Source organism: Methylobacterium sp. WL18, from assembly GCF_008040015.1.
Taxonomy (GTDB): Bacteria; Pseudomonadota; Alphaproteobacteria; order Rhizobiales; family Beijerinckiaceae; genus Methylobacterium; species Methylobacterium mesophilicum.
The window spans coordinates 1-19882 of sequence record NZ_VRVD01000033.1; the positions used below are offsets into that span (position 1 = coordinate 1).

The 19882-nt window shown below is 69.3% G+C and carries 21 protein-coding genes and 1 tRNA gene; 8 read left to right on the forward strand and 14 right to left on the reverse strand.

What is annotated here, in order from left to right; all coding sequences use genetic code 11:
• Both ligA and FV228_RS05535 read right to left on the reverse strand, forming a co-directional pair.
• Positions 1–1572, reverse strand: a 1572-nt coding sequence (ligA, locus tag FV228_RS05530) for an NAD-dependent DNA ligase LigA (RefSeq protein ID WP_147853676.1), incomplete at its 3' end; no start/stop codon positions are given.
• A 65-nt stretch (positions 1573–1637) separates the two neighbouring features.
• Positions 1638–2888 (reverse strand): MFS transporter, encoded by a 1251-nt coding sequence (locus FV228_RS05535; protein WP_246689884.1) that lies wholly within the window; start codon positions 2886–2888, stop codon positions 1638–1640.
• A gap of 159 nt (positions 2889–3047) precedes the next feature.
• Here FV228_RS05535 and FV228_RS05540 point away from each other — a divergent pair, with 159 nt between their 5' ends.
• The 3 genes from FV228_RS05540 to FV228_RS05550 all read left to right on the forward strand — a co-directional run bounded on the left by FV228_RS05540 (position 3048) and on the right by FV228_RS05550 (position 5143).
• Positions 3048–3746 carry a 4'-phosphopantetheinyl transferase superfamily protein gene (locus FV228_RS05540; RefSeq protein WP_147853678.1) on the forward strand — a complete coding sequence of 233 codons (699 nt, stop codon included), beginning with the start codon at positions 3048–3050 and terminating at the stop codon, positions 3744–3746.
• 82 nt (positions 3747–3828) lie between these two features.
• Positions 3829–3905 (forward strand) — tRNA-Pro (locus FV228_RS05545).
• Positions 3906–4087: 182 nt separating this feature from the next.
• Positions 4088–5143 (forward strand): hypothetical protein, encoded by a 1056-nt coding sequence (locus FV228_RS05550; RefSeq protein WP_246693838.1) that lies wholly within the window; start codon positions 4088–4090, stop codon positions 5141–5143.
• Between the two features lie 9 nt (positions 5144–5152).
• On the opposite strand, the gene tgt is transcribed toward FV228_RS05550, so the two are convergent.
• A complete protein-coding gene (gene tgt / locus FV228_RS05555) occupies positions 5153–6307 on the reverse strand; it encodes a tRNA guanosine(34) transglycosylase Tgt (RefSeq protein ID WP_147853679.1) in 1155 nt (384 codons plus the stop codon).
• Positions 6304–7368, reverse strand: coding sequence for a tRNA preQ1(34) S-adenosylmethionine ribosyltransferase-isomerase QueA (gene queA, locus FV228_RS05560; protein WP_147853680.1), 1065 nt, complete (start codon positions 7366–7368; stop codon positions 6304–6306). Before queA ends, tgt begins: the two co-directional genes overlap by 4 nt.
• 98 nt (positions 7369–7466) lie before the next feature.
• On the opposite strand from queA, the gene FV228_RS05565 reads away from it, so the two are divergent.
• The 3 genes from FV228_RS05565 (at position 7467) to FV228_RS05575 (ending at position 8927) form a co-directional block, all read left to right on the forward strand.
• Positions 7467–7715, forward strand: a complete 249-nt coding sequence (locus tag FV228_RS05565; protein WP_147853681.1) for a hypothetical protein — start codon at positions 7467–7469, stop codon at positions 7713–7715.
• Positions 7716–7720: 5 nt separating this feature from the next.
• Complete coding sequence (locus tag FV228_RS05570) at positions 7721–7942, forward strand: hypothetical protein (RefSeq protein ID WP_147853682.1); 222 nt, start codon at positions 7721–7723, stop codon at positions 7940–7942.
• Positions 7943–8039: 97 nt separating this feature from the next.
• Positions 8040–8927, forward strand: a complete 888-nt coding sequence (locus FV228_RS05575; protein WP_147853683.1) for a cation diffusion facilitator family transporter — start codon at positions 8040–8042, stop codon at positions 8925–8927.
• A gap of 111 nt (positions 8928–9038) precedes the next feature.
• On the opposite strand, the gene FV228_RS05580 is transcribed toward FV228_RS05575, so the two are convergent.
• The 10 genes from FV228_RS05580 to coxB form a co-directional block, all read right to left on the reverse strand.
• Positions 9039–10295, reverse strand: a complete 1257-nt coding sequence (locus tag FV228_RS05580; protein ID WP_147853684.1) for an SfnB family sulfur acquisition oxidoreductase — start codon at positions 10293–10295, stop codon at positions 9039–9041.
• A 46-nt stretch (positions 10296–10341) separates the two neighbouring features.
• Positions 10342–11454 (reverse strand): dimethylsulfone monooxygenase SfnG, encoded by a 1113-nt coding sequence (sfnG, locus tag FV228_RS05585; protein ID WP_147853685.1) that lies wholly within the window; start codon positions 11452–11454, stop codon positions 10342–10344.
• Between the two features lie 212 nt (positions 11455–11666).
• Complete coding sequence (locus tag FV228_RS05590; RefSeq protein ID WP_147853686.1) at positions 11667–12431, reverse strand: SURF1 family protein; 765 nt, start codon at positions 12429–12431, stop codon at positions 11667–11669.
• The gene (locus FV228_RS05595) at positions 12428–12802 is read right to left on the reverse strand and encodes a DUF983 domain-containing protein (RefSeq protein ID WP_147853687.1); all 375 of its coding nucleotides are present in this window, start codon (positions 12800–12802) and stop codon (positions 12428–12430) included. The genes FV228_RS05590 and FV228_RS05595 overlap by 4 nt, the downstream gene beginning before the upstream one ends.
• A 149-nt stretch (positions 12803–12951) precedes the next feature.
• Entirely contained in the window at positions 12952–13812 is an 861-nt protein-coding gene (locus FV228_RS05600; protein ID WP_147853688.1) for a cytochrome c oxidase subunit 3, read from the reverse strand.
• Positions 13813–13953: 141 nt separating this feature from the next.
• The gene (locus tag FV228_RS05605; RefSeq protein WP_147853689.1) at positions 13954–14562 is read right to left on the reverse strand and encodes a cytochrome c oxidase assembly protein; all 609 of its coding nucleotides are present in this window, start codon (positions 14560–14562) and stop codon (positions 13954–13956) included.
• A gap of 8 nt (positions 14563–14570) precedes the next feature.
• The gene (locus FV228_RS32940; RefSeq protein ID WP_187277643.1) at positions 14571–14735 is read right to left on the reverse strand and encodes a hypothetical protein; all 165 of its coding nucleotides are present in this window, start codon (positions 14733–14735) and stop codon (positions 14571–14573) included.
• 5 nt (positions 14736–14740) lie between these two features.
• Positions 14741–15691 (reverse strand): heme o synthase, encoded by a 951-nt coding sequence (locus FV228_RS05610; protein ID WP_147853690.1) that lies wholly within the window; start codon positions 15689–15691, stop codon positions 14741–14743.
• Between the two features lie 202 nt (positions 15692–15893).
• Complete coding sequence (ctaD, locus tag FV228_RS05615; RefSeq protein WP_147853691.1) at positions 15894–17522, reverse strand: cytochrome c oxidase subunit I; 1629 nt, start codon at positions 17520–17522, stop codon at positions 15894–15896.
• 50 nt (positions 17523–17572) lie between these two features.
• Entirely contained in the window at positions 17573–18412 is an 840-nt protein-coding gene (gene coxB / locus FV228_RS05620) for a cytochrome c oxidase subunit II (RefSeq protein ID WP_147853692.1), read from the reverse strand.
• Between the two features lie 358 nt (positions 18413–18770).
• On the opposite strand from coxB, the gene fdhD reads away from it, so the two are divergent.
• On the forward strand, positions 18771–19553 hold the full coding sequence (gene fdhD / locus FV228_RS05625) for a formate dehydrogenase accessory sulfurtransferase FdhD (RefSeq protein ID WP_238259483.1): 783 nt from the start codon (positions 18771–18773) through the stop codon (positions 19551–19553).
• A gap of 121 nt (positions 19554–19674) precedes the next feature.
• Positions 19675–19882 (forward strand): hypothetical protein (locus FV228_RS33710; RefSeq protein ID WP_210247786.1); only part of this gene is annotated, 208 nt, incomplete at its 3' end.

Here is a 19882-nt window from a genome sequence, read left to right on the forward strand (position 1 = left end):
CGCCTCGCGCCGCGCCACGACGGCCGCCTTCAGGGTCTCGAAATCCAGGCGGAACAGGTCGGCGGGCTGGCGCACCAGCCCGGCCTCGAACAGCACCTCGATATAGGTCTCGCCGAAGCCCTCGATGTCGAAACCGTTGCGCGAGACGAAGTGCTTCAGCCGCTCCACCCCCTGCGCCGGGCAGATCAGGCCGCCGGTGCAGCGCCGGATCGCGTCGGGGCGGCCGGTGCGCGGGTTGACCGCCCGCACGGCGCGGCTGCCGCAGGCCGGGCAGGTCTCCGGGAAGACGTAGGGCTGCGAATCCGCAGGGCGCTTGGCGAGGTCGACATCCATGACTTTTGGAATGACGTCGCCGGCTCGCACCACCGTGACGGTGTCGCCGACGCGGATGTCCCGGCCGTCGCGGATCGGTTCTCCGTCGCCGCCGACGCCCTTCACGTAGCCCTCGTTGTGGAGCGTCGCGTTGGAGACGACCACGCCGCCCACCGTCACGGGCCGCAGCTTCGCGAGGGGGTTGAGCGAGCCGGTGCGGCCGACATTGATGACGATGTCCTCCACCACCGTCGTCGCTTCCTGGGCGGCGAACTTATGCGCGAGCGCCCAGCGCGGCGAGCGGGAGACGAAGCCGAGCCGCTTCTGCAGCGCCAAGTCGTCCACCTTGTAGACGACGCCGTCGATGTCGTAGCCGAGCCCCGCCCGGTCCGCTTCGATCCGGCGGTAGTGACCGAGCATCGATTCGATGTCTGTGAAGGTCCGTGTGAGCGGGTTCACCGGCAGGCCCCAGTCGGCGAAGCGCTGCAGGGTGCCCGATTGCGTCTCGGCGATCGGCGCCGAGAGCTCACCCCAGGCATAGGCGAAGAACTTCAGCGGCCGGGAGGCGGTGATTCCGGGATCGAGCTGGCGCAGGCTGCCGGCGGCGGCGTTGCGCGGGTTGGCGAAGAGCGGCTTGCCGGCCGCCTCTTGGCGCGCGTTGATCGCGGCGAAATCGGCGTGGGACAGGTAGACCTCCCCACGGATCTCGCAGATCTCCGGCCATCCGGTCCCGGCGAGCGTCGCGGGTATGTCGTGGACGGTACGGGCGTTGGCAGTGACGTTCTCGCCGACCTCGCCGTCGCCGCGGGTCGCCGCCGTCTCCAACTGGCCGTTCACGTAGCGCAGCGACAGCGACAGGCCGTCGATCTTCGGCTCGGCCGTGAAGGCGAGGGGCGCGTCCTCGGACCAGCCCAGGAAGCGCCGGACCCGGGCCACGAACTCCGCGACTTCCTCCGCGTCGAAGGCGTTGCCCAGCGACAGCATCGGTACGGCGTGCCGCACCTTGGCGAACTTCTCGGACGGCTTGGCGCCGACCGTGGTGCTGGCCGCCCCGGTCCCGGCGAGATCGGGAAACCGGGTCTCGATCGCCTCCAGCCTGCGGCGCAGGCGGTCGTATTCCGCGTCCGAGATCTCCGGCGCGTCCTCCTGGTGGTAGAGCCGGTCGGCCTCCTGGATCGCGTCCGAGAGCCGCGCGTGCTCGGTGCGCGCCTCCTCGGTTGTCAGGTCGAGGTCGGGCGTGTCGGGCTTCGCAGCTGGCATGCCGGCGTTCTAGCGCATCGCGGGCCCGGGGGGAGTCGCCCGTCCTGAGACATCCCCGATTTCCCTCAACCGCCCGGTGCGAGCAGATCGCCGCGGCCGACCAGGAGGGCCGCGCCCAGGAACACGACGGCGACCAGGATCGCCACGGCGGATAGCGGCATCACCGGGGCGAGCCATCCGGCCGAAGCCGTCCCAGCGACCGAGCCGAGATTCATCGCCGCCATGTAGACCTCGAACTGCGTCGCCGCGCCGGCGCGCCCGCGGCTGGCCTGGAGCAGGGCGGGCATCAGCGCGACGATCAGGAGGCCCGGCAGGGCGTTGGTCAGGGCCAGGATGAGCGGCGCCGCGGGGCCGAGAAGGCCCGCACCGATCAGCACCGCCGCCAGCACGAAGGTGGCCGCGCTCGCCAGCAGCAGGAGCCTCAGCGGCCGCACCGGCCCGACCCGATCGGACCACAGGCCGATGGCGAACGCGCCCGCGGTGCCGCTCACGAGCGCCAGGCCCGCCTGGAGTTGGGACAGAACCGCGGGTTCCCAGCCGCGGCCCTGGAGCAGGTGGACCGAGAAGGGCAGCTCGAACAGCCCGAGGGCGCCGTCGAGGCCGAAGCACAGGGCCAGCAGTTGCAGAGCCCGCCTCCTGCGCAGGGCCACGCCGAGGCGGCGGAGGAAGCGCAGGAACGGGACCCGTCGGGGAGCCGGCCCGCGCCGGTCGAGCGACAGCAACGCGTCGGCGGGTGCTTCTCGCACGAGCAGCATCGGCAGGCTCGCCATCAGACCGGCGCCGAGCAGCAGGGACAGGCTGACGGTCAACCCGTAGGTGGCGAGCGTCCAGCCCAGGATCGCCGCGCTGAGGCTCGTCCCGACGACGAAGCCCGCGCGGGTGCAGGCGCTGACCCGGCCGAGCTCCGCCGCGGGAACGTGGTCCATGATCATCCGGTCGCACGCGGTATCCAGCAGCGAAGCGAACAGGCTGTGGACCAGGAAGGCGAGGCCGAGCAGGCCCACCTGTTCCGCGTCGAGCAGCAGCATCAGGGCGAGAGCCGCGTGGCATCCGAGAAGCGCGGCGACCGCGAAGGGCCGGCGCCGGCCCATGCGCAGGTCTCCGGACCGGTCGACGAGCGGCCCCCACAGGATCGGCTGGAGCGTCCAGGGCAGCCCCGCCAGGGCAAAATGGACCCCGACCTCGGTTGCCGACACCCCGTGCGCCGTGAGGTGGTTGGCCAGGGCGGTGAGGGAAAAGCCGGCGATCAGGCCCTGATAGAGGTAGGTCGCGAAGAAGACGCCGTAGCGTGCGCGCCGCCCGGCGAGGCTCGGCAACGCCGCTCCTCTCGGCGCGGACCGAACGCTCAAGTCTCCCTGCACTTGCCAGCCCGGTGCCGCACGACGATGCTCCTCCCCCCGCCGCCACCGGATCGAACCCGTGCCGCCTCACCCTGAACTTCGTACGTCGTACGCGCGGACGCCGCGAGGGGTCGCGTGAGCGCGGCCGAGATCTGGGTGGTCGATCTCGCTTTGTCGCCTGGCCAGCTCGAGCGTTGCGCATCTGTCCTCAATGCCCAGGAGCGCGACCGCGCCGCGCGCTTCATGCGGGCGGCCGACCGCGTCCGCTTCCAGGCGAGCCACGCGGCTCTGCGGTTGATTCTCGGAGACGCGCTGGGCCTCGCACCGGGCGAGATCCGCATGGAGGCCGGCGGGGCCGGCAAGCCGCGCCTGACCGGCCCAGTGCAAGGCGCCTTCGACTTCAACCTGTCCCATTCCGGCGAACGCGCGGTCGTCGGCTTGGCGCGCGGCGTGGCCATCGGCGTCGATGTCGAGGCGATCCGGCCGATCCCGGATGCGCTGCGCATCGCGCGCGGGCATTTCGCGGCGGATGAGGCCGCAGCCCTCGCCGTCCACGCCCCCGAGACGGTCGAGGCCGCCTTCTTCGGCCTGTGGACGCGCAAGGAGGCCGTGGTGAAGGCGTTGGGCACCGGCCTGTCGATGCCCCTCGACCGTTTCAGCGTCAGCGTGCCGCCCGCCCGCCCAAGGCTTCTCCGCATGGCGCAGGCCGGCGACTGGACCCTCGCGGAGATCGATTGCGGTCTCGGATATGCCGCCACGGCCGCTTTGCGCGACGCGGCGTTCGAGATCGCGGTTCGGCATCCGGTGGGCGATTGGACGACCCGTCTGCGCTGAGCGCCCAAAACCGCCCTTGCGGTACGGGAAAGGCGCAGCTATAAGCCCGCTGCCGGCAGTTGCGGAGACGCAAGCCGGCCTTCGGAGTGTAGCGCAGTCTGGTAGCGCACCACGTTCGGGACGTGGGGGTCGCAGGTTCAAATCCTGCCACTCCGACCAAGCTCCTTCTTGGGGCTGACGGTCTTCCCGCTTTCTTCTGATAGGTTCCGGCGGCTTCGGTCAGGCACCTGCAGGCCGGGTGCTGCCATCCGCCATCGCGGCTCGGTTTCTGCGATCCCGCACGCGGTACGGACCGCTAATCTGCGCGACGGCTCGGTCCGAAGCGGGTATGCGCCCTGCCTATGGCCTCGGAAACATCAGCCGGTCCCATCCCCGTTGCCGCCGCGTCGTCCGCGTGGGCATCCTGGTCGCGAGTATTCCTGATCGGCGCTGCGCTCGTCGGGCTCTGCGTGGTTGGCGGCATCGCGGCCCTGGACCCCTACGGCCTGCGGGCGGCCCCCGGCCATCCGCCGGGTCCGATCATGGATACGAACCAGCGGCTGTCCTATCCACAGATCGCCCGCGGGGGCGCCTTCGACGCCGCGGTGTTCGGCACCTCGACAGCGCGGCTGCTGAACCCGGGCGCTCTCGACGCGGCCTTCGCGGCGCGCTTCGCCAACCTTGCGGTCAACGCCGCGACGCCGGATGAGCAGATGCGGCTAGCCGCGCTGTTCGTGGCCAACCGGCCGGTAAAGGCGATCCTGTTCGGGCTCGACGCGACCTGGTGCGCGGCCGATCCGCCGGCCCGCAGCGCCAACGCCTTTCCGGACTGGCTCTACGAGGCCGGCACACCCTGGGGCGTGCTGCGGCAGGTCAGCCTCCGCTCACTTACGATCGCTGCGCAGACCGGATTGGCGCGCCTCGGCCTCGTGCAGCCGCGGCTGAAGGCCGACGGCTATGCGGTCTTCACGCCGCCCGAGGCGCTCTACGATCCCGAGCGCGCCCGCACCCATATCCGCGCCGGCGCGCGCGATCCTGCGACGCCGGCAGATCCGCCGGATGCGCCGATGCCGGCCCTGGCGCGGCTCGATGCGCTGCTCGGGCAGTTGCCCGACGCCGCGACGAAGGTCGTCGCCTTCATGCCGGTCCACGCGGTCGCGCAGGGGGCGCCCGGTACGCCGGCCGGTCGCCGGGAGGCGGCCTGCAAGGCGCGCGTCGCGGAGATCGGTGCCCGGCACGGCGCCGTGGTGGTGGATTTCCGGCGTCCCTCGTCGATCACCACGCGGGACGACAATTACTGGGATGCGCTGCACTACCGCCTGCCGGTGGCGGCGCGGATCGTAGCGGGCCTGAAGGCCGCCGTCCGCTTCGGGGCCGACGACCCGGACGGCACCTACCGCATTCTGGCGCATCCGTGAGGCGGATCCTCATCCGGCGGCGGCGCGTTCGGCCCGTGCCCAGCCCTCACGGGTGGCGGCGCAGTAATCGGTGAACCGCCCCTCGCGGATCGCAGCCCGAGCGCCCGCCATCAGGTCCTGGTAGTAGGCGAGGTTGTTCCAAGTGAGCAGCATCATCCCCAGGATCTCGTTCGACCGGACGAGATGGTGGAGATAGGCACGGGAATAGTCGCGCGCCGCCGGGCAGGTCGAGGTCTCGTCCAGCGGTGCCGTATCCTCGGCGTGGCGGGCGTTGCGCAGGTTGACCCGGCCGTTGCGGGTATAGGCCAGGCCGTGCCGGCCGGCGCGGGTCGGCATCACGCAATCGAACATGTCGATGCCCCGGGCCACCGCCCCGAGGATGTCGTCCGGCGTGCCCACGCCCATCAGATAGCGTGGCTTCCCTTCCGGCAGGTGCGGCTCCACGGTCTCGATCATGGCGAACATCACCGCCTGCGGCTCGCCCACCGCGAGGCCGCCGACCGCGTAGCCCTTCAGGTCGAGGTCGGTGAGGGCGCGGGCGCTCTCGACGCGGAGCGCCGGGACGTCGCCGCCCTGCACGATGCCGAACATCGCCTTGCCGGGCTGCTCGCCGAACGCCACCCGGCAGCGCTCGGCCCAGCGCAGCGAGAGGTGCATGGCCTTCTCGATCGCCGCGTGCTCCGCCGGCAGGCGCACGCACTCGTCGAGCTGCATCTGGATGTCGGAGCCGAGCAGGCCCTGGATCTCGATGGAGCGTTCCGGGCTCATGTGGTGCGCGGTGCCGTCGATATGCGAGCGGAAGGTCACCCCCTGCTCGTCGATCTTCCGCAGGGCCGAGAGCGACATCACCTGGAAGCCGCCGGAATCGGTCAGGATCGGCCGGTCCCAGTTCATGAATTTGTGCAGGCCGCCGAGCCGCGCCATCCGCTCCGGGCCGGGACGGAGCATCAGGTGATAGGTGTTACCCAGGACCACGTCGGCACCCAGTTCCCGCACCTGCCCCGGATACATCGCCTTCACGGTCGCGGCGGTGCCCACCGGCATGAAGGCCGGGGTGCGAATGTTTCCGCGCGGCGTCGCGATTTCGCCGGTCCGGGCGGTGCCGTCCTGCCCGTGCAGGGTGAAGCCGAAGGGCGCCGGCTCGGTCATGGCAGGAACGGTCATGAGATGTCCGCGCGCGGGCCCGGGAACAGCAGGCTGGCGTCGCCGTAGGAGTAGAAGCGGTAGCCGCTCCGGATCGCGTGCGCGTAGGCCGCCCGCATCGTGTCGAGGCCGGAAAACGCCGAGACCAGCATGAACAGGGTCGAGCGCGGCAGGTGGAAGTTCGTCACCAGGGCGTCGACCGCTCGGAAGCGGTAGCCCGGCGTGATGAAGATGTCGGTCGGCCCCGAGAAGGCCGAGAGCGTGCCGTCGGGGCTCGCGGCGCTCTCGAGGAGGCGCAGCGCCGTCGTGCCCACCGCGACGATCCGGCAGCCCGCGGCCCGGACGGCGTTGAGGGCGCCGGCCGTGTCGGCGTCGAGGATGCCGATCTCGGCATGCATCCGGTGGCCGTCGGTGTCGTCCGCCTTGACCGGCAGGAACGTCCCGGCGCCGACATGCAGGGTGACGTGGTGCCGCCGCAGGCCGGCCGCATCGAGGTCCGCCAGCAGCGCGTCGGAGAAGTGCAGCCCGGCCGTGGGCGCCGCCACGGCACCGGGATGGCGCGCGTAGACGGTCTGGTAGTCGGTGGCGTCGCGGGCGTCGGTGGGACGCTTGCCGGCGATGTATGGCGGCAGGGGTAGCGCCCCTTCCTGGGCGATCGCCGCGTCGAGTTCGGCGCCGCCGCGGTCGAAATCCAGCACGATCTCGCCGCCCTCTGCCTTCCCGGCGACGATGGCCTGGAGCGCGCCGAACTGGATCGCGTCCCCGGGGGTCAATCGCTTGGCCGGGCGGGCGAAGGCGCGCCAGCGCGCGGGCGCCTCCCGAAGATGCAGCATCACCTCCGTGCGCTGGCCGGGCGCCCCCGGGCGCGTGCGCACGCCGTTGAGCCGCGCCGGGATGACCCGCGTGTCGTTGAAGACCAGGGCATCGCCGGAGCGCAGCGCCGCCGGCAGGTCGCGCACCGTGCGGTCCGCCAAATCCTCGCCGGGGTGCACGACCAAGAGCCGCCCGCCGTCGCGCGGCTCGGCCGGGCGCAGGGCGATGCTGCTCTCCGGCAGGTCGAAATCGAACAGGTCCACGCGCATCGCCGGCTGCCTGCACCGAACCGGGCGCCGTTTCAACCTCGGAACCGGTTCGCCGCGCCGCCGGTTCACGCCTCACCGTAGACGGAGACGCTCGAACGATGCCCTGGTACGCCGTGCGCCCCCGTGATGCCGCCGACCCGCGTTGGCCGCTGCCCGGCACCGAACAGATCGTGCTCAAGGCCGACGATCCCGATCAGGCGCGGTCGAAGTTCGAGGAGGCCTATCCGAGCGAGCCCTTCGGAAGCCCGACCGTCCCGGTGCCGAATTCCGGGACTGGGAGCTTCCACGGCGACGCCGACGCGCTGATCGTGGCCGAGACCGGCGAGCCGCCAGCGCCGCGGGACTGAACGTCATGGTCCGGATCAGCCGTCCCGCCCGCGTAACCCTCGACGGCCAACTCGTCGGGTACTGGGACCGCGAAGCCGCGCGTCTCGACACCATGGCCGCCTCCGCACGCTTCGCGTGGCAGCGGCGGCGTCTGCTGCGCAAGGCGACGGAGGCACGGGCCAAGGCCGAGCGGAGCCGCCAGCGCGAGGCGGCCCGCAGCCCAGCTCCCGAACCGCCCGAGGCATAGCCGCAGCTAAGACTCTTTCGGCAGCGTCGAAGCTTTGCCGTGGCCTGAGGCAAGCTGCATCCCGTATGGGCACGTCGACTCGTGATCGGCGCATCCCATGGACCGGACCCAGAAAGCAGCCCTTCTCAGCGCAGGCATCGGCCTCGTGGTAACTGGGCTGAAGTTCTACGCAGCCTGGCTTACCGGCAGCCTGGCGCTGTACTCCGACGCGCTCGAGAGCATCATCAATGTGGTGGCAGCGATCGGCGCCTTCGTAGCCCTGCGGGTCGCCGCGCGTCCGGCCGACGCCGAGCATCCCTACGGCCACCACAAGGCGGAGTTCTTCTCCGCGGTGATCGAGGGCGCGCTCATCGTGGTGGCCGCCGTCCTGATCCTGCGGGAGGCGTATTTCGGCCTGCTCGCCCCGAAACCCCTGGACGCGCCGGCCGTGGGCCTCGCGATCAATCTCGGGGCGGGCGCCATCAATGCCGCCTGGGCCTGGGCGCTGATGCGCTGGGGCCGCGCCTGGCGCTCGCCGGCGCTGATCGCGGATGCACGCCACGTCTTCGCCGATGTGGTGACCTCCTGCGGCGTACTCGCGGGCGTCGCTGCGGTCTGGGTGACCGGCTACCCGGCCCTCGACCCGGCGGTGGCCGGACTCGTGGCACTCAACATCCTGTGGTCCGGCTTCCGGATGGTGCGCGAATCGGTCGACGGCCTGATGGATCGGGCCGCCTCGCCCGACATGGTCTGCGAGATCCGCTCGCTGATCTCGCTGCATGGGGAGGGCGCCCTCGAAGCCCACGACGTCCGCACCCGGTCGGCCGGACAGGCGACCTTCATCGACTTCCACCTCGTGGTTCCGGGCAGCATGACGGTCGAAGCCTCGCACGCCATCTGCGACCGGCTGGAGAGCGCCTTGGAAACTACGATTCCGGGGGCGGTCGTGACCATCCACGTTGAGCCGGGTGAGGAAGCCAAGGCCCGGGGCCTTCCGGTTCTCTAGGAGCACCCCAGCCCAACGCCAGGGCATCGAGCGCGGCCAGAAACGTCGCCCGCGGTATCACCCGGGGACGACGCTTCATCCGGTCCGGCAGCCCGGCCGCCGGAACCTGCGTCAGCTCCAGGCGTGGAAGGGCGGCGCGACACCGTTCAAGGCGTGATTGCCGATGATCGCGACCTTCCAGCGCACCGGATCGTGCAGGGTATGGGTCCGGGCATTGCGCCAGTGGCGGTCGAGATTCTCCGCTGCCAGCGTCGAGCGGGTGCCGGAGAGCTCGAAGAGCTTGTTGGAGGCGGCCAGCGCGACCTCGGTGGTGAGCACCTTCGCCTCCGCCACGGCGAGCTGGGCGGCGGCGACGCGCTCCGCGTCCGGCTGTGCGACCGCGGCGTCGAGGGCCAGTCCGGCCCGGTCGAGCAGGGCTTCGGCCGCGTGCTGGCGGATCGTGAGGTCGCCGACCGCCTGGATCGTGTAGGGGTCGTCGGCGGCCCGCTCCTGCCCGCTGTCGATCCAGGGGCGCGCCTTCTCGCGCACGAACGCGATCGTGTCGTCCAGGGCCTCGCGGCCGATGCCGGCATCGACCGCCGCCTGGATGATCTGGAAAATGGCGCCGTCCGCCCGGGGCGCCTCGTAGCCCTTCCAGGCCGGGACCAGGTGGGTCTTCTCAACCCGGACGTTCTCGATGAGCACCGTGCCGCTCGCCGTGCCGCGCTGGCCGAAGCTGGACCAGTCGTCGATCACCGTCAGTCCCGGCGCGTTCCGCTCGGCGATGGCGTACCAGGCCCGCCCCTCGGCATCGAGGGCGACGATCGGCACCAGGTGCGCGAGCAATGCCCCGGTCGCGTAGAACTTCTGGCCGCGCACGATCACGTGGTCGCCGTGATCGGTGAACCGCGTCTCGAAATCCGCGGCCCGCTTGGTCCCACGTTCGGAGAACGCGTTGCCGAACCGGGTGCCGCGCAGGACTTCCCCGAACAGCAGCCGCTTCTGCGCCTCGTCCGAGACTGTGCGGATCGACGCCACGATACCGAGGTGGTTCTGCGAGATCTGGCCGATCGCCGGATCGGCCGCCGAAATGATCGCGACGACCTGCGCCAGGGTCTTGTAGGACACCTCCGGGCCGCCGTAGGCCCTCGGGACGTTGATCGACCACAACCCGCTTTGGGAGAAGGCATCGAGCTCCGCCAGGGGCCGCGTGTGGTTCCGGTCGCGTTCGGAGGCGCCGCGTCGGAACTCCGCGGCGAGGTTCCGGGCGACCGCCAGCGCCTCCGCGTCGTCACGGATCACATGGGCGGGGGAGGGCGGCTTGGCCGGCCCCGGGACGCCCTGGCGCGGCTGGGTTTCGAGCGCGCGCGCATCGACGGCGATGTTCATGATGGCTCACTCCGAACGGGACGGGGATCTCTCGGGCGGACGGCCATCAGGCCGCCTCGGCGCGCGTCTCGCGGGCAGCTTCGAGCGCGCGGACCCTGGGAATCACATGCGCGCCGAAATACGCGACCTCCTCCTGGAAATGCAGGAAGGCCAGCAGGGCCAGGTCGGCGCCTGCATCCTTCAACGCCAGGATCCGCTCGGCGATCTGGTCCGGTGTGCCGATCAGGTTGGTCTTGAAGCCGTCGTTGTACTGGACGAGGTCGTTGAAATCCGACTTGGCCCAGTTGCCTTCGCCCTCGGGCGAGGCCTTGCCGGCATTCTTCACCTCGTGGCCGAACGCCTTCACGGCGTCCGGATCGGCCTGGTCGATGATCTCCTGGAGGACGGCGCGGGCCTCCTCTTCGGTATCGCGGGCGATCACGAAGGCGTTCACGCCGATGCGCGGGTTGTTGCCGCTCTGGGCTGCCTTCGCGCGGACATCGTCGACCTGAGCGCGGATGTTCTCGGGCGTGTTGCCGTTGGTGAAGTACCAGTCCGAGACGCGGGCCGCCATGTCGCGCGCCGCCCGGGACGAACCGCCCTGGAAGATCTCAGGCAGCGGGTCGGCCGGCTTCGGCTTCAGCGTGTAGTCCGTGTAGCGGTAGAAATCTCCCCGGAAGGTGAAGTTGTCCTGGGTCCAGATCCCCCGGAGGCTGCGGATGAACTCTTCCGAACGCCGGTAGCGCTCGTCGTGGTCGAGCCAGGGCTCGCCGATCGCGCGGAACTCGCCCGAGAACCAGCCCGACACGATGTTGACGGCGATCCGGCCGCCGCTGAGCTGCGAGATGGTGGCGATCTGCTTGGCCGCGAGCGTCGGATGCCACGGGCCGGGCAGCAGCGCGGCGATGACCTTGATCTTCGAGGTGGCGGCCAGCAGGGCGTGGCTGAACGCCACCGATTCGTGCTGATACTCGGCTCCGTAGCCCGCCGTGAAGCGGATCTGGGTCAGGGCGTAATCGAAGCCGGCTTCCTCCGCGATCTGCGCCAAGCGTCGGTTGTAGTCGGCGTCCCAGCTCGTGCGCTGCGGGATCTTGCTGATCACCAGCCCGCCCGAGACGTTGGGCACCCAATAGGCGAAGCGGATCGGATCAGGCGGCGTGTCTTTGAAACGGTCGGTCATGGCGCGCTACCTCTGTCGCGCGGGGACGTTGCCCCGCGGCGTCTTCGAAGGGTCGCGACAAACTGAATACAAGATGCAGGATTGCGCGACCGTTAAGGAACACGCAAAGTATTCCGCCCTGAAGCGGCCGGGTCAAAGGAACGCGATGCCGTTTTAGACCCTCGTCACGCGGCATTCTTCTGCGCCGAATTTGTCAGGCGGCGGGATTATTCTCACGCCGTGCTGGCGACGTCCGAATCGTGCAGGCGACGATAGGCGAACACGCCGAACACACCGATCAGGCAGAGCGCCAGCGCGAACCACGTGAAGGCGTATTGCAGGTGGTTGTTCGGCAGATCGACCTTCAGCTGGCCGCCCCGTGGCCACGTGGTCTGGCCCGGCACCGCGTCAGCCTCGATCAGGTAGGGCGCCGGGTCGGCGACGCCGCGCGCGGCAGCGATGCCGGCGACGTCGCGGGTGAACCATTCGCCCCGCGCCGGGTCCGCTTCCGGCACGAACATCCCGCGCGCCTCGCTGGCCCGGAGGATCCCGGTCACGGTGATCGGACCCTCGATCAGGCCGTCCCGCCGGTCGGCCTGGGCCTTCAACTCCGTGGGCACGAAGCCGCGGTTGATCAGGACGACACCGCCTTCCGCCCGCTGGAACGGCGTGATCACGTAATAACCCTGGAGCGCCCGGCCCGGCGTCTCGCCGGCCGCAAGTCCGTGGACGAGCGCCTCGCGATCGTTGGCGAACCGGCCGGAGACCCGCACGTGGCGGAACTCGTCCCGGCCGGGATCCCAGGCGTCGGGTGCCGGGGGCGCCACCGGTTCCGCTTTCGTCTGCCGGACGATGCGGGCGATCAGCTCTTCCTTCCAGGTCTTGCGCTCGATCTGCCAGATCCCGAGACCCAGCAGGATCGCCAGCGCGATCAGGGAGGCGAGACCGGGCGCGACGAGGTCGCGCCAGGCGGCCGAACGCGGGACGGTGCGGCTCACTGCTCGAAGCGTCCTTGCTCGGCCTTGTTGCTGTACTGGAGGGCGATCAGCATGCCCTTGAGCGGCCGGACCAGGATCAGGCTGAGACCGATCGACAGGCTGCCGGCCACCAGCGCGTGGACCCAGATCGGCGGCTCGTAGGTGATCTCCATCCACAGGGCCAGGCCGACCACCAGAAGGCCGACGATCGACATCACGAAGAAGGCCGGCCCGTCGGCCGAATCGAAGCCCGTGTAGTCGAGCCCGCAGGATTCGCAGGAGGGCCGCAGGGTCAGGTAGCCCTTGAACAGGTGGCCTTCGCCGCAGCGGGGGCACCGGCCGCGGAGGCCCGTGGGGACCGGTGGCGGCTGCGGATAGGTTCGTTGGTCCACGTGATCACTCCAGACCGGCCCGGGCGGCCGCATGCGCGCCGCCTCGCAACCATTCCCTCGATATGGGGATCACGCCGAGTCGCACACGAAAAAGGGCGGCCTGAGCCGCCCTTTCACAGACCCGCCATGCGGTGACGGGGTAGCTGCTCTCAGTGCGCGGCGCCGTGGAAGATGCCCGAGCCCCAAACGTAGATCGCGGCGAACAGGAACAGCCACACGACATCGACGAAGTGCCAGTACCAGGCGGCGAACTCGAAGCCGAGGTGCTGGCGCGGCGTGAACTGGCCCGCGTACGTCCGGTACAGGCATACGGCCAGGAAGATCGTGCCGATGATGACGTGGAAGCCGTGGAAGCCGGTCGCCATGTAGAACGTCGACGAGTAGATGCTGCCCGAGAAGCCGAACTCGGCGTGGCTGTACTCGTAGGCCTGGCAGGCCGTGAACAGGACGCCCAGGACGATCGTCAGCCACAGGCCGTACTTGAGACCCTTACGGTCTCCATGCAGGAGGGCATGGTGGGCCCAGGTGACGGTCGTGCCCGAGGTCAGCAGGATCAGGGTGTTCAGCAGCGGCAGGTGCCACGGATCGAACGCCTCGATGCCCTTCGGCGGCCAGACGCCACCCGTGAACTCGACCCGGGAGGCCTGGATCGGGTCGGCGGTGTAGAGGGCCGCCTCGAAGTAGGCCCAGAACCACGCGACGAAGAACATCACCTCGGAGGCGATGAACATCATCATGCCGTAACGGTGATGGAGCTGGACCACGCGGGTGTGATCGCCGGAATTGGCCTCGTGCACCACGTCCTTCCACCAGGCGAACATGGTGTAGAGCACGCCGAAGGTGCCGGCCCCGAAGATGTACGGCCCCGGGGTGAGGGTGCCGATCTGGAGGCTCTTCATCCAGAACACGGCGCCGAATGCCATCAGGAAGCCCGAGAAGGCGCCGATCAGCGGCCATGGACTCGGGCTTAGAATATGAAAATCGTGATTCTTGGCGTGCGCCTCGGCCATCGTCCCGTCGCTCCTCACCCTGACGCCCCGCGCCGTTCCCGGCATCCGGCCAATCGCTCTTTGGCTGGGCGCCGCATACAGGACCCCCAAGCTTGTCCGCACACTTAGTCGGTGCCGACCTCTGTTGTCACGCGTTCGCGATCAGAAATCGCGTTTCGTGCCCGAAGCCCCCGTGGTCGCGACCGAAGCCGTCACCGGCTGGCCGTTCTTGGAGGCGAAATACGTGTAGGACAGGGTCATCTCGGAGAGATGCGCGGTGTTCGAATCCTCCCGCACCGCCGGGTCGACGTAGAACACCACCGGCACGTCCAGCGTCTCGCCCGGCTGCAAAGTCTGCTCGTTGAAGCAGAAACAGGCGATCTTGACGAAGTAGCTGCCCATCAGGCCGGGCTGGACGTTGAAGGTCGCGACGCCGGTCGATGGCTTGGCTCCGGTGTTCTGCACCCGGAAGAACACCGTCTTGGTCTCGCCCAGCTTCGCCTCGACGGTGTTGGCTTCTGGGGCGAACTTCCACGGCAGGCCCGGCGCGACGTTGGTATCGAAGTGCACCACCATGCTGTCGTCGGTGCGCGCCGCAGACGCGAGGGCCGGGCCCTGGCGCGGCGTGCCGTCGTAGCCGGTCGCCTTGCAGAAGGCGTCGTAGAGCGGCACCGACGCGAAGGCGAGGCCGACCATGCCGACCGCCAGGCCGGCGCACGCGATCGCCGTGCGCTTGGCCCCGCGGATCGGATCGGAATGGGGTTTTGTCATCGTGCCCCTCAGAGCGGACGGCTGAGGATTTGCGGGCCGAGCTTGACGATCGTCAGCACGAAGAACAGCAGGACCCAGGCACCCAGGGCCAACGCGATGGCCACGGAACGCTTCCGGCGGCGCGCCTCCTCGGCGGGCGTGAGCTGGCGATAGGGGACTTCCGGATCCGCCATGGCGATCAGACCGTCACCGGCAGGAACAGGCCGAAGCTCTGTTCGGCGAGCAGCGCGGAGAACAGCGCGAACAGGTACAGGATCGAGAAGCCGAACATGCCCATCGCAGCCCGCTTCTCGGCGTCGCCGGTGCGGTTTCTCAGGACGCGAACGCTGAACGCCAGCATGCCGACGCCGCCGATCACGGCGATCACCGCGTAGAGCAGGCCGCCGAAGCCGAGCGCCACGGGCACGAGGCCGAGCGGGGCCAGGAACACCGAGTACCAGACAATCTGCCGGCGGGTGGAGGCCGGGCCGGCGACGTTGGGCATCATCGGGATGCCGGCGCGGGCGTATTCCTCAGCCTTGATCAGCGCCAGCGCCCAGAAATGCGGCGGCGTCCAGATGAAGATGATCGCGAACAGGACCAGCGACTCGATCCCGACCGAGCCGGAGACGACGGCCTGGCCGATCACCGGCGGCAGGGCGCCCGCGGCGCCCCCGATGACGATGTTCTGCGCGGTCGCCCGCTTCAGCCACATCGAGTAGATCACCGCGTAGAACACGATGGTGAAGGCCAGCAGGCCGGCGGCGAGCCAGTTCGCCGCGAGGCCCAGCACCAGCACCGACGCCACCGACAGGAACAACCCGAAGCCGAGGGCTTCCTCGGACGAGATCCGCCCCGCCGGGATCGGGCGCTGTGCGGTACGGGTCATGACGGCGTCGATGTCGGCATCCCACCACATGTTGAGGCAGCCAGACGCCCCGGCCCCGACCGCGATGGCCAGGAGCGAGATCACGCCGATGGCCGGCGGAACGTGGCCCTGGGAGACGACCATGCCGACCAGCGCGGTGAAGATGACGAGGACCATCACCCGCGGCTTGAGCAGCGCGAAATAGTCCGGCACGTCGCCGCCGACCGCCGTGAAGGCCGGGGCCGGTGCGTCCGGTCCGATCGTGTTCGTCAGGCTCGTCATCGCGTCTGCCGCTGTTGTGTCGGCGCCCGGCCACGCGCGTCACGGCCGAGTCGTGTTTCGAAATCGATTAGTTCCAAGGGTCAGCGCGAGCGGCACACTCGGCTTGTGCGGATCACCCGTCTTGGTCGCCCTTGCCGGGAAGTCGCCGTCGCGGCTTCCGGGGAAGGGCGAGGGCCGCGGTTGCGGCCCTCGCGGATATTGGTCAGTGCGCGCCCGGCTCGTCGACGATGCGCGGCAGCGTCTCGAACTGGTGGAACGGCGGCGGGGAGGGGAGCGTCCACTCGAGGGTGGTGGCACCTTCGCCCCACGGGTTGTCGGCGGCCCGCTCCTTCGAGCGGAAGGCCAGCACGACGCCGATCACGAAGACGAACATGCTGAGGCCGAAGATGTGGCCGCCGTAGGTGGAGACCTTGTGCCAGCCCGCGAAGGCATCCGGGTAGTCGGCGTAACGCCGCGGCATGCCGGCGAGGCCGAGGAAGTGCATCGGGAAGAACAGGACGTTCGCGCCGATGAAGGCCAGCCAGAAGTGCAGCTTGCCAGCCCATTCAGGGATGATGTGGCCGGTCATCTTCGGGAACCAGTAGTAGACACCGGCGAAGATGATGAACACCGCGCCGAGCGACAGCACGTAGTGGAAGTGGGCGACGACGTAGTAGGTGTCGTGCAGGTACTTATCGACTGCAGAGTTGGCGAGTACGACGCCGGTGACGCCGCCGACGGTGAACAGGAAGATGAAGCCCACGGCCCAGTGCATGGCGGCGGTGAAGCGGATGGAGCCGCCCCACATGGTGGCGATCCAGGAGAAGATCTTCACGCCCGTAGGCACCGCGATCACCATCGTGGCGAACACGAAGTAGGACTGCGTCTGCAGCGACAGGCCGACCGTGTACATGTGGTGGGCCCACACGACGAAGCCGACGACGCCGATCGCGACCATGGCGTAGGCCATCGCGAGGTAGCCGAAGACCGGCTTGCGCGAGAACGTGGCGATGATGTGCGAGACGATGCCGAAGGCCGGCAGGATCATGATGTAGACTTCGGGGTGACCGAAGAACCAGAACAGGTGCTGGTACAGGATCGGGTCGCCGCCGCCGGCCGGATCGAAGAAGGTCGTCCCGAAGTTGCGGTCGGTCAGCAACATCGTGACGGCGCCCGCGAGCACCGGCAGCGACAGCAGCAGCAGGAAGGCGGTGACCAGCTCAGCCCAGGCGAACAGCGGCATCTTGTGCAGCGTCATGCCGGGGGCGCGCATGTTCAGGATGGTGGTGATGAAATTGATCGCCCCCAGGATCGAGCCGGTGCCGGAGAGGTGCAGGGCGAAGATCGCGAAGTCGACGGCCGGGCCGGGATGGCCGGCGGTGGAGAGCGGCGGATAGACGGTCCAACCGGTGCCGGCGCCGGACGCCCCGGGGGCGCCCTCAACGAACAGCGAGCACAGCAGGGAGCAGAAGCCCGCCACCGTCAGCCAGAACGAGATGTTGTTCATGCGCGGGAACGCCATGTCGGGCGCGCCGATCATGAGGGGCACGAACCAGTTGCCGAAGCCGCCGATCAGCGCCGGCATCACCATGAAGAACACCATGATGAGGCCGTGACCGGTGACGAACACGTTGTACGTCGCCGGGTTGGAGAAGAACTGCAGCCCCGGCTGCTCCATCTCCATTCGGATACCGAAGGAGAGGAAGGCGCCGATCATGCCGGCGCAGAAGGCGAAGAGCAGGTAGAGGGTGCCGATGTCCTTGTGGTTCGTCGACAGGAACCAGCGGGCGAAAAACGACGGTTTATGGTCGTGGACCTCGTGGGCCTCGGCATGGGCTGCGGCTGTAGCCATGGATTCGGGTGCCTTGTGGATCTGACGGGTTCTATTCGGTCAACCGGACTTCAGCGGGCTTCGGCGAAGCTCGTTCCGTTGTCGATGCGCGCGTACTTGGTCTTCGCTTCCTTCAGCCAGTCGGCATAGGCCTGCTCGCTGACGACGCGGACGACGATCGGCATGTAGGCGTGACGCTGGCCGCACAGCTCCGAGCACTGGCCGTGGAAGGTGCCTTCCTTGTCGGCCCGGAACCACATCTGGTTCAGGCGGCCCGGCACGGCGTCGATCTTGAAACCGAAGGCCGGCATCGCCCAGGAATGCAGCACGTCCGCCGCCGTGACCTGGATCTTCACGATCTTGCCCAGCGGCACGACCATCTCGTTGTCGGTCTGGAGCAGGCGGGGCTGCTTGTCCTCGTCGATGTTGGCATCGAACGTGAAACCGCCGCCGGTCTCGGTCTGCGGGTACTCGTAGGACCAGTACCAGGCATGACCGATGACCTTGACGATCATGTCGGCCTTCGGATCCGCCAGCTGCGTCCGCAGCAGGCGGAACGACGGGATCGCCACGGCGACCAGGATCAGCACCGGCACGATGGTCCAGGCAATCTCGATCGCGGTGTTGTGGGTGGTGCGCGAGGGGGTCGGGTTGGTCTTCTCGTTGAAGCGGAAGACGCACCAGAGGATCAGTCCCAGCACGAAGACCGAGATCACCAGCGAGAGCCAGTGCAGGCCGATCTCGAAGCTGAGGATGTCGCGCGCGTTCTCGGTGACCGGGATCTGCCGGCTCATCTCCCACGGCACCGGCTGACCGAATCCGGCGGCGAGCGCCCCGGATGTCGAGGCGAGCAGGGCGCCGAGGGCGGCGAGGCTCAAGGGTGATCGGGTGATCGTCCGCACCGTCCGCATCTGCCTCTCGTTGCTCCCCTGCGATTTGATTTCCCGTCGGACTTTCCCGTCTTGAATGAGCGCGGGATGGTGCCGACGTGACGGACTGCCAGTTGTGTTACCCGGCATGTATCCGATCGCGGCTTCAGACCACAAGGACGTTCCAGGTGCAACCGCACAAGCGTCGCAGAGGGTGGTTTCCGACTGATTCGGGCGGTTTCCCGGGCACGCGACACCGGTCTTTCGCCGCCGCCGATTCGCTATCGCCGCTGCGTATCCGGCGCGATCGCGGCACCGGAGCGGTCTTTCGGAGCAATGGATGTTGACGGCACAACGGGATGTCTCAGCGGAGTTTCCGGCCAGCACGGTCCCGGCTCCGATGCAAGTCGTGGCCTATGCCGATGGCGCGCCTCGGGCGGGGACGCGGGTGCTCGCCGTCGAGACGCCGGTCAACCTGGTCTACGGCAGCGTGCCGCATGCCGTCATGATGGCGACGCCGGCCGACCTGGAGGATTTCGCCTACGGCTTCAGCCTGACGGAAGGGATCATCGAATCCGCCGACGAGATTCGTGCCACGCGGGTGGAGGTCGGCCCGGACGGGCTGCGTCTCCACGTCGAGCTGGCCCCCGGTCGCCTGCGGGAGCACCTTGCGCGTAAGCGCGCCATCAGCGGGCGGACTGGCTGTGGTGTCTGCGGCATCGAGGATCTGGCGGAGCTGCCGCGCGCCGACATGCGGGGCGCTCCCGACGTCCAGGTCTCGCTCCCGGCGATCGCCCGGGCGCTGGCCGGGCTCGACGCCGCGCAGGTGCTGGGTGCCGAGACCCGCGCCGTGCACGCGGCAGCATGGGCTCGGCTCGACGGCACCCTGGCGTCCGTCCGGGAGGATGTCGGCCGCCATAACGCCCTGGACAAGCTGATCGGCGCGGCCATGCGGGCCGGCACCGATCCGTCCGACGGTTTCCTGGTGATCACCAGTCGGTGTTCGTTCGAGATGGTCGAGAAGGCCGCGCGTCTCGGCGCCGCCGTGATCGTGGCGATCTCGGCGCCGACGTCGCTGGCGCTGGAACGCGCCCGGGCGCACGGGATCACGCTCTGCGCCATCGCCCGTTCGGACACGCTGACCGTCTTTACCGGCGCGCAGCGGCTGAGCGCGACAGAATAGCCAGCGCTACTGGGCGCCGCCGGGCTCTTTCTCGGAGGCGCCGGGGACGATCGTGGCACCGCCGATGATTCGCACCGGTTTCTTGTCCGGCGGCGGATCCTTCCAATCGGATGCCGGGGGCTTGGCCGCCTCGGCGACCGTGCCCGCTGCGGGCTTCGCGGGTGCCGCCTGGACCGGACTGACCGAAGGCGCCTTCTCGATGGCCGCGGACTTCGTCTCAGGCACAGGATCCGCCCTGGATGCCTCCGCGGGGGCGGCCTTCGGGGCAGGCGCCTCCGGAACGTTGCGAAGCGCCGGCTTCAACTCCGGCTGGCGCCCCGGCGCCGGGG